12 protein-coding genes are annotated in these 14,833 nt (G+C 64.4%); 6 read left to right on the plus strand and 6 right to left on the minus strand.

Going from position 1 to position 14,833, the window contains the following annotated elements; all coding sequences use genetic code 11:
- Positions 1-88: 88 nt before the first annotated feature.
- Entirely contained in the window at positions 89-1,576 is a 1,488-nt protein-coding gene (locus N7422_RS12095) for a YifB family Mg chelatase-like AAA ATPase (protein ID WP_279806754.1), read from the minus strand.
- A gap of 244 nt (positions 1,577-1,820) precedes the next feature.
- Here N7422_RS12095 and N7422_RS12100 point away from each other — a divergent pair, with 244 nt between their 5' ends.
- From N7422_RS12100 to N7422_RS12125, 6 genes are all read left to right on the plus strand, one after another.
- A complete protein-coding gene (locus tag N7422_RS12100; RefSeq protein WP_279806755.1) occupies positions 1,821-2,243 on the plus strand; it encodes an AsnC family transcriptional regulator in 423 nt (140 codons plus the stop codon).
- A gap of 130 nt (positions 2,244-2,373) precedes the next feature.
- Positions 2,374-3,759, plus strand: a complete 1,386-nt coding sequence (locus N7422_RS12105; protein ID WP_279806756.1) for an iron-containing redox enzyme family protein — start codon at positions 2,374-2,376, stop codon at positions 3,757-3,759.
- Positions 3,756-4,058 carry a Rieske 2Fe-2S domain-containing protein gene (locus N7422_RS12110; protein WP_279806757.1) on the plus strand — a complete coding sequence of 101 codons (303 nt, stop codon included), beginning with the start codon at positions 3,756-3,758 and terminating at the stop codon, positions 4,056-4,058. The genes N7422_RS12105 and N7422_RS12110 overlap by 4 nt, the downstream gene beginning before the upstream one ends.
- 19 nt (positions 4,059-4,077) lie before the next feature.
- Positions 4,078-5,259 carry a hypothetical protein gene (locus N7422_RS12115; RefSeq protein WP_279806758.1) on the plus strand — a complete coding sequence of 394 codons (1,182 nt, stop codon included), beginning with the start codon at positions 4,078-4,080 and terminating at the stop codon, positions 5,257-5,259.
- Positions 5,260-5,265: 6 nt separating this feature from the next.
- Positions 5,266-6,507, plus strand: a complete 1,242-nt coding sequence (locus tag N7422_RS12120) for an ATP-grasp domain-containing protein (RefSeq protein WP_279806759.1) — start codon at positions 5,266-5,268, stop codon at positions 6,505-6,507.
- Entirely contained in the window at positions 6,504-7,181 is a 678-nt protein-coding gene (locus N7422_RS12125; RefSeq protein ID WP_279806760.1) for a phenylalanine--tRNA ligase beta subunit-related protein, read from the plus strand. The genes N7422_RS12120 and N7422_RS12125 overlap by 4 nt, the downstream gene beginning before the upstream one ends.
- Positions 7,182-7,232: 51 nt before the next feature.
- Here N7422_RS12125 and N7422_RS12130 read toward each other — a convergent pair whose 3' ends face one another.
- The 5 genes from N7422_RS12130 to mgtA form a co-directional block, all read right to left on the minus strand.
- Entirely contained in the window at positions 7,233-9,746 is a 2,514-nt protein-coding gene (locus N7422_RS12130) for a TonB-dependent siderophore receptor (protein WP_279806761.1), read from the minus strand.
- An 81-nt stretch (positions 9,747-9,827) separates the two neighbouring features.
- Entirely contained in the window at positions 9,828-10,769 is a 942-nt protein-coding gene (locus N7422_RS12135) for a FecR domain-containing protein (RefSeq protein ID WP_279806762.1), read from the minus strand.
- Positions 10,766-11,248 (minus strand): sigma-70 family RNA polymerase sigma factor, encoded by a 483-nt coding sequence (locus tag N7422_RS12140; RefSeq protein ID WP_279806938.1) that lies wholly within the window; start codon positions 11,246-11,248, stop codon positions 10,766-10,768. The genes N7422_RS12135 and N7422_RS12140 overlap by 4 nt, the downstream gene beginning before the upstream one ends.
- 126 nt (positions 11,249-11,374) lie before the next feature.
- On the minus strand, positions 11,375-11,794 hold the full coding sequence (locus tag N7422_RS12145; protein ID WP_279806763.1) for a DUF2493 domain-containing protein: 420 nt from the start codon (positions 11,792-11,794) through the stop codon (positions 11,375-11,377).
- A 10-nt stretch (positions 11,795-11,804) separates the two neighbouring features.
- A complete protein-coding gene (mgtA, locus tag N7422_RS12150) occupies positions 11,805-14,516 on the minus strand; it encodes a magnesium-translocating P-type ATPase (protein ID WP_279806764.1) in 2,712 nt (903 codons plus the stop codon).
- Positions 14,517-14,833: the final 317 nt, after the last annotated feature.

Genomic DNA, 14,833 nt, shown 5'->3' on the forward strand with positions numbered 1-14,833 from the left:
GCAGCCCTTTCGCGACGCAAGGCCGCTCCCACAGGGCTAGATAAATCAATAAGTCACGGCTTGTTCCATGAGGGCGGGTGGGGCAACGTCAAGTGCTGGGTCGGTACTGCAGCGCCTCCGCCAGGTGTGCCCTGGCGATGGATTGCGCGCCCTCCAGGTCCGCCAGCGTGCGGGCTACCTTCAGCAGTCGGTGCGCCGCCCGCAACGACAACGTCAGCCGCTCGCAGGCCTGTTCCAGCCAAGCCTGGTCAACCGGCTCCAGCAGACAGTGCCGGCGCAACCCCTTGAGGTCGAGAAACGCATTGGCGCAGCCCTGCCGGCGTTGCTGCAGCGCCCGTGCCGCGGCCACCCTCTGGCCAACGCTGGCGCTGGTTTCGCCACTGGGCTGGTGGCTCAGCAGGGTGCTTTCCCGAGCTACCGTCAGGTGCAGGTCGATGCGGTCGAGCAGCGGGCCGGACAGCTTGTTGCGGTAGCGCTGGATCTGCTCGCTGCCGCACCGGCAGCGGCCGGTAGGATCGCCCAGGTAGCCGCAGGGGCAGGGGTTCATGGCCGCCACCAGCTGAAAGCGCGCCGGAAAACGCACCCGGTCCTTGGCCCGGGCCACCACGATCTCGCCGGACTCCAGTGGCTCGCGCAGCACCTCCAGCACGCGCCGTTCGAACTCGGGCAGTTCGTCGAGAAACAGCACGCCATGGTGCGCCAGGGTGATCTCGCCGGGCTGCGGCCGGCTGCCACCGCCCACCAGTGCCGGGCCGGAGGCCGAGTGGTGCGGATGGCGGAACGGTCGTTGCGGCCAGCTGTCGAGCGGCGCGTGGCCACTGACCGAGCGGATCGCCGCGACCTCCAGCGCCTCGCGCTCGTCCAATGGCGGCAGCAAGCCCGGCAGACGGCTGGCGAGCAAGGTCTTGCCGGTGCCAGGCGGGCCGGAGAACAACAGGTTGTGCGCGCCGGCCGCGGCTACCAGCAAGGCGCGCTTGGCGGCGATCTGGCCCTGAACTTCGCTGAGGTCCGGATAAGGCCGTTGCTCCAGCAGCAGGCCCTTGGCCGCATAGGGAGGCAGCGCCGGCTGCCCGTTCAGGTGAGCCACCAGTTCCTGGAGATGGCCTACCGCGTACACCACCAGGCCGCTGGCCAGGCTGGCCTCTTCGGCGTTTTCCCTGGGCACCACCAGCGCCCTGCCTGCGTCCCGAGCCGCCAGCGCGGCGGGCAGCACGCCCTGCACTGGCCGCAGCGCCCCGGACAAGGCCAGCTCGCCCAGGCATTCGAGGTCTTCGAGGGTGGCCACGGGCACCTGGCCATTGGCGGCGAGGATGCCCAGGGCGATGGCCAGGTCGTAGCGGCCACCGTCCTTGGGCAGGTCGGCGGGGGCGAGGCTCTGGGTGATGCGCCGGGCCGGGTAGTCCAGGCCAGAGTTGACGATGGCGCTGCGTACCCGGTCCTTGCTCTCCTTGACCGTGGCCTCCGGCAGGCCGACCAGGGTGAGGGTGGGCAGGCCGTTGGCCAGGTGGGTTTCGACGCTGACCGCAGGTGCCTGTACGCCGACCTGGGCGCGGCTGTGAACGAGGGCGAGGGACATGGGCGCTCCGTGTTTGCCGAGAAAGGCCGCGTCCTGCGGCCCGGCAAAGCTTAGTGGTGTCCGGCGGCGCAACGCTGGAAAGAATGCGTCGGGGTTTTTCACCCTGCCCGGGCAGGGAGCGGGCCAGCTTGATGTCAGAGGGGCCGCCGAGCATCATGCCTCGAAACTGTCGTGTCACCGTCTGGTGATTCCAGCGCAGGCAGCACCGACACGCACACCAATAAAAAGCCCGGGTGGAGAAACGATGATCGACAAAACGGATGAGCAGATCCTTCAGATCCTGAAGCAGAATGCCCGCACCAGCCTGGCCGAGATCGCTCGACGGGTGCACAAGTCCCGGACTGCTGTCGAATCGCGTATCAACCGGCTGCTGGAGAACGGCAAGATCCTCAACTTCACGATCGAGCTGGCGCAGGAGGTGCGCTCCGGCAACCAGACGGCGTTCCTCCTGCTGACGTTCAGGGACAAGAAGTGCCACGAGGTCTTTCCCTTGCTCAAGGTGATGCCGGGGGTGGTGCGGGGGTATTCGATCTTCGGTGAGCTCGACATGATCCTCGAGGTGACCTATGTACGCTTCGAGGAACTGATGCTGCTGAAGGAGCGTATCAATGCACTGGACGCCGTCGCCGAGATTGTCGTGAACCCCGTTTTGAAGGTCTGGCAATAAGCAAGCAGAATGACTAGCGGATAGTGAAAATCACTACCGACACCTGCGTTTTTGCACTTACTCGCTGTTAGAGCGCATTGTTAGAATCGCCCAACTCTTGGTTGTTTGTTCTCAATGGACGGGTTGGGTAATGATAGGGACGATCAAAAATCAGCAACATGAAAGTGTCAGTAATCACCTGTTGCAAGCACTGCATTTTTATGGCGGTTCTTCACACTTTTCTTCTGCCGCCAGTTTTTACAGCCATTCACCGTTCTTTCGCCCCAGTCGCCCGCAGGATATCAGCGAGTCGCTGTTGACCGACTCATTGTCGGTCCATGACCTGGCGAGTAATGATTACCTGTTGGCGCAGCGCTTGCTGTTGAACATCTATGAGCAGGACCTGGTATTCCTGCCACAGGCGCCGAACAAACTCGACCTGCAGGAGTTCAAGAGCTTCTACGATCCGGAGCTGGCGGCCTGCGGCAAGCTGATTCGCCCGGCATTGGAGCATTTCGTCTTCGATTGGCTGGAGAAGGAAGTCGACATCAGCGGCCCCTGGTGCCTGGACTCGTTCCTGACCCATACCCAGCAAGTGCTCGACGAGATTGCCAAAGGCGAATCCAGCCTGCACCGTGAACTGACCACCAGTCAGAACCCGCAGCAGGCGGCTAAATACTTCCTGGTGCAATGCGCGGGTGATTTCCTGAGTGAGGCGTCGGCCATGGCGCGCAATGTACTTGGCAACTTCGGCAGCCACACCAGCGAATTGTTCAAGATATTGATCGATGAATATGGCTATGGCGTCAACGAAAAGAAACACAGTTCCATATTCGAAGAGATGTTGAAGCAGGCCGGGTTGTCACATCATATTCATCATTATTGGCAGTTCTATACCGCGTCTTCCCTCGCGCTGATCAACTATTTCCATTATGTCTCCGCCAACCATGGCTCGCTGTTCAGGTATATCGGCGCGATGTATTTCACCGAGGCGACGCTGGCGTTCACCACCCGTCATCAGTCGCGCGCGATCAAAGAGGTATTTGCCGGCGCGGTACCGACGCTTTATTTCGACGAGCACAATCATATCGATGTGCACCACGGCCGCATGGCGCTGCACAAGTTGATCATGCCGCTGGTGAAGCAATACGGCGACGCCATCATTCCGGACCTGCTGCGTGGTTTCGAAGAGTTCCGGCTGCTGCAGGACAAGGCGGACGCGGAGATGTACAGCCACATTCACTGGCATGACCGCCTGGCCGAATGCCAGGCCCAGGCCGCTGCGTTGCGCCCTCTGCGAACTCCCGACATGTTCTTCAAGGAGCTGCGTGGCGAGCTGTCCGTCACCCACGCCCACCCTGTCGACGAACTGTTCTGGGTCGAGGAAGGGCAACTGGAGTTCGTCGCCGGCCCTGAACAGAAGATCGTGCTCAATGGGGGCGAAGGTATCGTGATTCCCAAGGGCATGCTGCACGGCACCTTGGTGCTCAGTGACAGCTGCGACTATTCGGTGACGGCCTTGGGAGAGCAGGCATGAAGGTTTTCCACAGCCCAGACGCGGCGATCAACCGGGTGAAGGTGGGCGAGACCCTGTATTTCCGTAACAGCGGGCCCAAAGGCGCGCAGTTTCTGCCGGCGACCTGCCCGCATCGTGGTGGGCCATTGCACCTGGGCAAGGCCTCTGGCGATGGCCAGGACATTGTCTGCCCTTGGCACGACATCCCCTACAAGACCTGCAGGCTGGAACGCAAGGCACTGGTAAGCGTGCGGGTCGGCAACCAGCTGTCGTTCGTCGTGCCTCAGGCCTCGCCGGTCGAAACCTGGCACGTGCTGTGATTCACCAAGGAGCTGGCCAATGAAGACCAAGACATCCCTCACGACCTTCTACGCGACGGTCACGCTGTTCACGGCCCTCGACATGGCCATGGTCATCGCCATGATCTGGTACGGGCTGAAGGTCACCGGGTCGGCGGTGCTGCTGGGGACCACGCTGTGCGTGGCGACCCTGGTGCCCTATATCGTCGAGCGCGTCATGGCCCGGTTCGGGCGTGTGACCTTGAGCATGCGGCGGCTGGTGCTGACACGCCTGCTCATCTTCGCGACGGTGGGGCTGCTGAGCCTGACCACGTTCATCCAGGTGCCTGTGGGCTTTCTGCTCATCGCCTTCCTGGTCGGCATGACCGACTACTTCACCATCAGCACCCTGGAGGCGAGCAACACCAAGCTGGTCCTGGCCGGAAAGCTGAGCAGCGACGCGTCGTCGCGGCTGATGCAGACGTCCATCCAGATCGGTGCGTTCGGCGGGGCGCTGCTGGGCGGCGTGGTGGTCGATGCCTTCAGCCTGTCGACCGTGCTGCAGGGGATATCCCTGGCGGCCATCGGTTCGCTGGTGCTGGCTTTCGTGCTCGACGAGCGCCATCAGCCGCAAGCCGGCGATGGCCAGGCGGCGCAGGCACGCACTCCGCGCCAGGCGATACCGGGCAAGATCGTCATGCTCATCGTGGCATTGGGCATGATCGGTTTTCACATCGGCGCCTTCAATAGCCTGGTGCCGATCGTGTTCCAGCAGCTCAACGACTGGAGTGCCGCGCAGTTCGGCATCGCCAGTGGGCTTGCCGGGCTCGGTGCCTTCAGCGCTGCCGTGCTGACCAGGGTCCGCCTGCCTCATCTGCTGTGCCTGGTGTTCATCATTCTGGCCGACGCGCTGATCGTGTTCGCGCAGAGCACGGTCTTGATCGGTGTCGCGACTTTCTGCCTCGGTTTCTCCATCAACTACCTGCGTATCGCCTTGCGCAAACACTTGATCGAGGCCGCCGCGGACAATGCCACGGCAGACAACTTCGCCTCGCAGAGCGCATTCGTCTACCTGATGCTCAACGGTTCCGCGCCCATGCTGCTCACGCTTCTGGCCTCGGCCAGCGTGTTCGGCCTGGAAGCGGCCCGTCCACTGATGATCTGTGCCGCACTGCTCCTGGGCTTGGCCGCGCTGGGCTGGCAGCTGTCTTCTTCTCGTTCCCCTTCTGTGGCCACGGAGTAAACAGTCATGGAAAAAATCGTCATCCTGGTGGACCCGCTGTCGACCGGTCGCCTGTATGCGCCAGCGTTCAAGGCGCAAGGCTTCAAATGCATCGCCGTGATTTCTTCCCGGGAGCTGCCGGCGCATTTCATCAACGACCTGCAGAGCGATGACTTCGAAGAGACCCATTACTGGGATGAAGCGCTGCTATCGGCGTTCAGGGATCGTCCTGTCAGCGCGGTGGTCGCCGGCTGCGAGACCGCGGTCTACCTGGCGGACCACATCGCCGCGCAGCTCGACGTGCCTGGCAACCACGAGGCCACCAGCGCGCTGCGCCGGCAGAAGTTCGTCATGCAGAAGGCCCTGAAAGACCAAGGCCTGGCGCATATCGAGTCACGCCTGGTCACTTCGTTCGACGCGATCAACGAGTGTCTGCAGGGCCTGGACGAACAGCGCGCCTATGTGGTCAAGCCGATCAACTCGGCCGCCACCGATGGCGTGGTGTTCGCCCAGGGGCGTGCTGGCGTGCAACAGGCGCTGCTGGTGGCCGGGTGGGACCAGATCAATGACCTGGGCGAGGTCAACCAGGGCTTCATCATCCAGCCTTTCGTCGCAGGCCCGGAGTATGTCCTGGACATGGTGGCGTTCGGTTCCAGATACGTGATTGCCTCGGTCTGCAAGTACAAGAAGATCGCGCGCAATGGCGGGCAGTTCGTCTATGAGAGCCTGGATATCCTCGACCCCGCGCTGCCCGAGCTGCAGCCCTTGATCGACTATGCGCGCAAGGCGGCCTCGGCGCTGGACATCGAGATCGGGCCCATCCACATGGAGATCATCTGGGCTGAAGAAGGGCCGGTCATGGTCGAGGCCGGAGCGCGCCTGCATGGGGGCGTCGCGCCTTCGCTGTTCGCCAGCACCTATCGCCCGGCCCTGGTTGACCTGGCGGTGCAGAGCTACTTGCAGAAGGACGGCTCTGCGCAGACGGACAAGGTCAGCCTGGTGAAGCATGGGCAGGTCGGCTTCTTCTATGCCGATACCCGGCGTCCCTTTTCGCTGCCCGGGGCCACGGCCCTTGCCGAAGCCAAGACGGTCGCCGGCTACGAAGGCCACAAGTATTTCGTCGAGCCTGGGCAAGCCACTGCGCTGACGATCGATTTCGCCACCTGTCCTGGCTTGTTCTGGCTCAGCCACGCCCGGGCCGATGGGGTGGCGGAAGGCGCCGAACGCCTGCGTACCTTGCTGTGGAACGAACAGGAAACCGTCCAGTGAGCGATGCCAGACTACGTGTTCGCCCATGCGCCACGGCGGTGGGTGTCTGCAACCCCTGCGCGGCGGTCATCTCGAATGTCCGCGTGGCACAGGAGCCCACCTATCTCCCGGTGCTGCAGGAAAACCTCAACGCCATTGCCGAACGGATGGGCACCCTGCACGACGACCCGGTGTTCACCGGGTTTGCCAGCCAGCTGGCGAGCCTGGGCTACCCCGGGACGATGAGCGCCAACGAGCGACTGCTGAAGAACTTCGTCGCGCGTGGGGTCAAGTCGATCAATACGCTTGTCGATGCCTACAACGCGGTGGCCATTCGTCATGGCATCAGCATCGGGGCGCACCGCTTCGATGAGGACCGGGACATCGAGGTGTTCCGTGCCCCGGAGCCCATGCGGATCCATCCGATGTTCGCCCGCAAGGCTTGCGAGGTGCCGGCAGGCGATCTGCTCTATGCGGTGGAAGGGCAGCCCCTGGCAGTGCTGGGCAGCCTCGATGCCGACTCCCATGAACACCGCATTACGGCCGAGGTGGAGCGGGTGGTGGTGGTGATCCTGGGGCACGAGTACACCTCGGCGGCGTTCAATCGTGCACGCATCGCCGAGGTGATCGAGCTGCTGGGCCAGAGCATGCCGCAGATGCAGGCGCATTTTCTGGAGACGGTGTTCGAGACGTAGCGCCAGGACCAACGCATCCCAAGAAGGGGCGCAGCAGCGCCCCGCTTCGTCTCAGTCGAATACGCCGCGCAAGGTCAGCATGAAGTTGCGTGGCTCGCCGTAGTAGTTGCCGTACTCGGACGTGCCGACGCTGGCGTAGTACTTGCGGTCGAACAGGTTGTTGCCGTTCAGGGCCACGGTCCAGTGGTCGTCGACCTTGTACTCGACCATCGCGTCGTAGACCGCGTAGCCGCTCTGGCTGAAATCGAACGGGGTTTCGCCCACGGCGTTCCAGTTGGCGTCGAAGCGGTAGGCCTTGCCTTCCACGTAGCTGGCGCTCTGGGCGGTGACCCCGGCGCCGACGCGCCACGCCGACCAGTCGCCCGGCAGGGTATAGACCGACCAGAGCTTGAGCAGGTGTTTGGGCGTGACGGTGCTGTACAGCGTTTCCTCGCTCTGGTCGTCCATCAGGTTGAGGGTGTAGCCGGCGATCAGGTCCCAGCCCGGCATGATTTCCCCGGTGGCCTCCAGGTCGATGCCCTTGCTGATCACCTTGCCCTGACCGAGGAAGCAGCAGGACGCGCTATAGCTGAAAGGCGTGTCAGGGTAGGCGGGATCCTTGATCGCCTGGTGCTCACGCTTGGTGTAGAACAGCGCCGCGCTGACGTTCAACGCGCCGTCGAACAGCTCGCCCTTGATCCCGGCTTCGTAGGTCTTGCCGGTCATCGGGTCGAGGGAGCTGCCGGACTTTTCCGGCCCCTTGAGTTTCTGCGCCTGTGGCTTGTAGATCTCGGCATAGCTGACATAGGTCGACCACTGGTCGTCGAGGGCATAGATCAGGCCGCCGAACGGTACCAGGGTGGTCGGCTCGCGGTGCGAGACCTGATCCTGGCGTGTCCAGTCGCCCGAACCGTCGCGGTTGCGCGTGGCATAGGCCTGCTCGAACGTGTAGCGCTGGGCGCGGGCGCCGATCACCAGTTTGAGCGGGTCGGTCAGCTGCAGACGCAGGGTGGAGTAGAGGCCGTACTGCTTGCGCTTGTTCGGGTAGTAGTCGCGGTAGAAGGCGTGGTTGGTGGCCTCGGTCGGCAGTGGCGTGGACTGTGGGTCCCACAGGTCGATCATGCCGCCCAGGCCGACCTTGCCCTGGGCGGCGCGCCAGCGGCTGGTGACCTCCTGGTAGTCGCCACCCACCAGCAGTTCGTGTTCGCGGTCGAAGGCGTCGAAGGTGCCGGAGAGGTTGACGTCGAACACCGACTGCTTGCTCCAGCTGGAGACATAGCTGCCCCACCAGTAGGGGCCGCTGTTGCTGTTTTCGTCCACCGAGCCATAGGGGATCACGCCTTCGGTGGAGCCCTCGTTGTACGAGTAGGTGTAGGACGTGTTGAGTTTCCAGTTCTCGGAGAAGTGGTGGTCGAGCTTGGCGAACAGCTCGCGGGTATCGCTGTCGCTCCAGGCGCTGTTGGTGGTGTACCAGGTGTGCCGCGGCAGTTTCACGTCGCCGCCGGTGCTGTAGCGCGGCAGGCCGTCGCCCACCCCATTCTCTTGCACTTTGTCGTAGCTGCCGCCAAAGGTGAGCAGGGTATCATCGCTGACATCGGCCTCGAACACGCCGTAGAAGAACGGCCGTTGCGTGCCGCGATTGTCGAAGAAGTACTGGCGGTCCTGGTAGGCGGCCACCATGCGTGCGCGTAGCTTGCCGTCGAAGGCCAGCGGGCCGGTCACGTCCACTTCGCCACGGTAGTTGTCCCAGGAGCCGGCCGAGGCTTCGAGCTTGAGCTGGTAGTGGTCGAGCGGGCGCTTGCGTACCAGGTTGACGATGCCGCCGGGGTTGCCGGTGCCGCCGAGCAGGCCGCTGGCACCGCGCAGCACTTCGACGTGGTCGTAGGCGGCCAGGTCGTACTTGCGCTGACTGTAGAAGGTGCCCAGGCCATTGCCGATGTCCATCGGCGCGGTGCCGTCGATCTGCAGATTGTCGATCGCGAAGCCACGGGAGATGAACTCCTGGGTGTTGAAGTTGACGTTGCGCAGGGTGACGCCGGGGGTGTATTTCATGGCGTCGTCGAGGCTGACCATGCGTCGGTCCTCGATCAGCTGACGGCTCACCACCGACACCGATTGCGGCGTGTCCTTCAGGCTCACTGGGGTCTTCGAGCCCACGCTGACCAGGCCTGTAGTGTACGAGCGCGAGCCCTCGGTGGCCTGGCCCATTCCTTGCCCCTGGATCAGTGTGCTGCCGAGCTCCAGTGCGTCTGCACCGCTGGCGGCAGGTTGCAGTGCCCAGTTGCCATCGGCGGCTTGCACGGCCTTGAGCCCGGTGCCTTCGAGCATCAGGTACAGCGCCATGTCGGTGGGCAACTGGCCTTTCACCGTCCTGGCCTGCTTGCCCTGCACCTGTTGAGGGTCGTAAGTCAGGCTGATACCGGCCTGTTCGGCGAAGCGGTTGAGCGCATCGGCCAGCGGCGCGGCGGGCAGGTCGTAGCGGCGTAGCGGCTGTTCGGCCAGCACGGGGTGGGCCAGGCCAACGCCGGTGCCCAGCAGCAGGGCCTGGGCAAGCAAGGTGGGGCGGTAGCGGGACAGCAGGTCCATCGGAAGCTCCTGGGAATTGGCAGGTGTTTTTCCTGTTTGTCGAAGGAGGCCGGAAAACCCGTAAACGAGAATCGATTTTCTTTACGCGGGGAGAATGCGCACCCACAGCGAGGTGCGCCACTGCAGGCGCACCGGCCAGGTATGGGTCAGGGTGCGCAGGGCGTTGTCGGTGTCGTCGAGCTGGAACACGCCAAAGATGCGCAGGCCGGCCACCGCCGGGTCGCAGCCGACCCAGCCCTCGCGCTGACGCGCCAGGGTATCGGCCAGCTCGGCCAGCGGCATGCCGTTGGCGATCAGCAGACCGCGAGTCCAGGCCGAGCCCTGGGCCTGCGGATTGGCCAGGGGCGGTGCGCCGGCACGGTCGATGCGGTATTGCTCGCCGGCGTTGGCCAACTGCTGCTTGCGCCCGGCCTGCTGGATCACGACCTGGCCCCGGTCGACACTCAGGCGGGTGCTGCCGTGGGCCTGGCAGACGTCGAACGCCGCGTCCATGGCCAGCAGGCTGGTTTCGGCACTGGTCACGCACAAGGGGCGTAGTCCATGGTCGCCATGCATGCGCACATAGATCTGGCCTTCCAGCAACTCGATCAGGCGCTGGGTCGCGCTGAAGCGCAGGTTGACCGCGCTGCGGCTGTTGAGCTGCAGCTCGCTGCCGTCGGCCAGGTCGAGGCGTCGGCGTTCGCCGTGGCGGGTGCTGTAGTCGGCCAGGCTGACGCGCCAGGGCGAATGCTGCAGCGCGGTGCCGCTCAGGCCCAGGCCAAGCAGGCCCAGGGTGAGCAGTTTGAGTGCGTGTCGACGCTCGCCCCGGGCAGGGCCGGTCAAGGTGCGCATGGCTATGCCGCCCGGCAGCTCACGGGCCTGGCTGAAGCAGGCCTGGGCCTCCTGCAGGGCCTGCCAGGTGGTCTCGTGGCGTGGGTCGCTCTGGCGCCAGGCCAGGCAGGCGGCACACAGCGGCGGCGCGTACTGCGCCGATTCGAGCCGGACCAGCCAGCCGATGGCCTGGTCGAGCACGTCGTCGTTCATGGCTCCAGTCTCGCCAGGTAGCAGTGGCGGATGGCCTTGGCCATGTACTTCTCCACGCTGCTCAGGCTGATCGCCAGGTGGTGGGCGATGTCCTGGTAGTTCATGCCTTCCAGGCGCGACAGCAGGAAGGCCATGCGCACCTTCGGCGGCAGGCCATCGAGCATGGCGTCGATCTGCATCAGCGTCTCCAGCAGGATCAGCTGGCGCTCCGCCGAAGGCGCCTCCGGCTCCGGCAGGCTGGCCAGGGCCTGGAGATAAGCGGTTTCCAGCTTGTGTCGACGTTGCCGGTCGATCATCAGCCCTTTGGCCACGCTGCTGAGCCAGGCCCGTGGCTGGCGCAGCGAGGGCAGCAGCTCCGGTCGACCGAGCAGTTGCACGAAGGTGTCATGGGCCAGGTCGGCGGCGTTGTCGGCGTGCTGCAGGCGTCGGCGCAGCCAGCCCAGCAACCAGGCGTGATGGTCCTGGTACAACGCATCCATGGCCGGGTGGGGCGGCGGAAGTGAGGGTGAAGGCACGACGAGCCTCTCCTGCGAAGGAATGAGCGAGATGCGGATGGGAATCGCTCTCAATCCTACGGGGTTTGTGGTCGTGCCCTCAAGCGCTAGTCAGTCCTTTGGTAAGAGCGTGCCGTCCTGGCCCTTTAGCGAAAACGTGCCGATCGTCAGGTCAGTGCTCCGGGGCTGCCTGCCGCAGATCACAGGAATTCCCGAACCCCGTGCCCGCGCCAGCAGCTCCTCGGTGTCGTCACCGCCCGGCAGCGCCAGCACCAGGTCGGGCCGGCTGTCGCGCAGCATGAAGACGTTGCGCAAGCGCTCGGCCAGCTTGCCGTGCAACTGCCAGTTGGGCGGGTAGCGCACGATGTCGGCCCCCTGCTCGCGGGCCCAGCCTTCGATCTCGCCGCCCAGGTGCTGGCTGCCGCCATGGATCAGTACCCGGATCGGTTGCTGGCGCTGCAGGGCGTCCAGCGCCTGGCGGCAGCGCTGGCTGTCGGCGTAGTTGCGCCCCGCGCAGATCAGTACGCGCATGCCCACCCCCTCAGAACCACTGGCCGAAGCGGCGGATGTACAGCGTCTTCATGCCTTGGGCCACCAGGCAGTAGCCCAGCAGGGTGGCGACCAGCCAAGGGAAGTATGCCAGCGGCAGCGGCACCAGCCCGACCATCGCGCCCAGCGGCGAGAACGGGATGTAGATCCCCAGGCACATCACCAGGCCCGTGGCCAGGATCACCGGCAACGCCGCGGTGCTCTGGAAGAACGGTACCTTGCGAGTGCGCAGCATGTGCACCACCAGGGTCTGCGACAGCAACCCCTCGATGAACCAGCCGGACTGGAACAGCGCCTGCATTTCCACGCTGTTGGCGGCGAACACGTACCACATCAGGGCGAAGGTGGTGATGTCGAAGATCGACGACGTGGGACCGATCCACAGCATGAAACGGCCGATGTTGCGGGCATCCCACTTGCGCGGCTCGCGCAGGAACTCCTTGTCCATGCGGTCCCAGGGCAGCGACAGCTGGGAGAAGTCGTACATCAGGTTCTGCAGCAGCAAGTGGATCGCCAGCATCGGCATGAACGGGATGAAGGCGCTGGCCACCAGTACCGAGAACACGTTGCCGAAGTTGGAGCTGGCGGTCATGCACAGGTACTTCATGATGTTGCCGAAGGTCTCGCGGCCCTTGAGCACACCTTCTTCGAGCACCATCAGGCTCTTTTCCAGGAGGATGATGTCGGCCGATTCCTTGGCGATGTCGGTGCCGCTGTCCACCGAGATGCCCACGTCGGCATCGCGCAGGGCCGGGGCGTCGTTGATGCCGTCGCCAAGGAAGCCCACGGTGTGGCCGTTGGCCTGCAATGCCTTGAGCACCCGCGACTTCTGCAGCGGCGTGAGCTTGGCGAACACCGTGCGTTCTTCGACCAGCGCCTTGAGCTGGGCATCGTCCAGGCGCTCGATGTCCTGCCCGAGCAGTGGCTGGCCCGGCTCCAGGCCGACCTCGCGGCAGACCTTGCAGGTCACCACCGGGTTGTCGCCGGTCAGCACCTTCACCTTCACCCCCATCTCGCGCAGCGCTGCGATGGCTGGACCTGCGGTTTCCTTGGGCGGGTCGAGGAAGGTCAGGAAGCCCCGGATCACCAGCTCGCGCTCGTCATCGGTGCGGTACTGGGCCTTGCCATCGGCGGCCGGAATATCGCGGGTGCCGACCAGCAGCACGCGAAAGCCGTCCTGGTTGTAGGCGCTGGCGGTGGCCATCAACTGCTGGCGCCGAGCGGCGTCCAGGGCGACCCGCTGGCCGTGCTCCTCCACGTGGGTGGCGATGGCCAGCATTTCCTCGACGGCGCCCTTGCTCACCAGCAGGTGATCGCCCAGGGCATCCTTGACGATCACCGACAGGCGCCGGCGGATGAAGTCGAAGGGCAGTTCGTCGACCTTGGCGTAGGCATAGGGCGGCTGGAAGCCACGGTCTTCACCGGCGAAGCGCAGCACGGCTTGGTCCATCAGGTTTTTCACGCCGCTCTGGTGGTGGCTGTTCAACCAGGCCAGCTCCAACAGACGCGCGTCCTTGTGGCCGCTGGGATCGACGTGGTGCTCGAGGATGATGCGGTCCTGGGTCAGGGTGCCGGTCTTGTCGGTGCACAGCACGTCCATCGAGCCGAAGTTCTGGATGGCGTTCAGGCGCTTGACCACCACCTTGCGCCGGGCCATGGCCACGGCGCCCTTGGCCAGGTTGGCGCTGACGATCATCGGCAGCATTTCCGGGGTCAGGCCCACGGCCACGGCGAGGGCGAACAGGAAGGCGTCGCTCCAGTCGCCCTTGACCACGCCGTTGAGCATGAACACCACCGGCACCATCACCAGCATGAAGCGGATCAGCAGGCGGCTGACGCTGTTCACGCCGCGGTCGAAGGCGGTCTGGCTGCGCGAGCCGACGATGGCCTTGGCCAGCGAACCGAAGTAGGTCCGCTTGCCGGTGGCCACCACCACCGCGCGGGCACGGCCGCTGACCACGTTGGTGCCCATGAAGCCGATGTTGGGCAGGTCGAGCAGGCCGCTTTCGCCGCTGGCGCTGTCGGCGGCGGACTTCTGCGCGACGTGGCCAAGGGTGTCGTACTTCTCCACCGGCAGCGCCTCACCGGTCAGCACGGCCTGGCTGATGAACAGGTCGCGGGACTCGATCAGGCGGATATCGGCGGGGATCATGTCGCCGGCGGCCAGCTGCACGATATCGCCGGCCACCAGTTCGTTCATCGGCACTTCGCGCAGGCGGGGCGGCTGGTCGTGGCGTTCGCGGCGCAGCACGGTGGCGGTGGTGCGGACCATGGCCTTGAGGGCGTCGGCCGCCTTGCCCGAGCGGTACTCCTGCCAGAAACGCAGCAGGCCGCTGACGCTGACCATGGTCATGATGATGATGACCTTGGTGAGGTCGGCATCCTCCATTTCGCCAGCGCGGACCGGCAGCCAGTAGTCGGTGACGAAGCTGATGCCGGCGAGGGTGAGCAGCACGTAGATAAAGGGGTTGTGCAGGGCCTTGAGCAGTTGCAGCAGGGCCGGTTGCGGCTTGTCGTGGGCGACTTGGTTGGCGCCGTCGCGCTGCAGGCGCTTGGCGGCTTCGTGCTCGGTCAGGCCCAGTTCGCTGGCATCGAGGTTGGCGAAGGTGACGGCGAGGCCGTTGCGTGCTTCGCGGGCGGCGCGCATCGAGAGGCGGGCGTCTTCGCTGGTCTTGCTGTGAGTGTTGCGGTCTTTTACGGTCATTTGGCTGTGCTCCTGCCGCGGGAGGCGGCACGACACACAGTCGACTCACGGTTGGGGAGGTGAGTGAAAGTGTCTCGTGTCGCAACTGTTCGAACAGTGAAAAACGTGGTTTTTCCGACGTTTGCGTGTTCGCTGGCGAATGCCGGAAATAAGATCGGCAGCGAACTTTCTACTGGCGGAGTCCATGGCTTTTAAATCCTCTGATAAATAACGGGCAATACAAGTCCGTCGAACTTTCAATATTGCAAGTTCGATGTCGAATACGGCGTACATTCAGTTTTCGCGCGGCATCGCGCTCGGCATCGCGAGCGCGTTAT

Origin of the sequence: Pseudomonas sp. GD04091, from assembly GCF_029836165.1 — a bacterium.
GTDB lineage: Bacteria > Pseudomonadota > Gammaproteobacteria > Pseudomonadales > Pseudomonadaceae > Aquipseudomonas.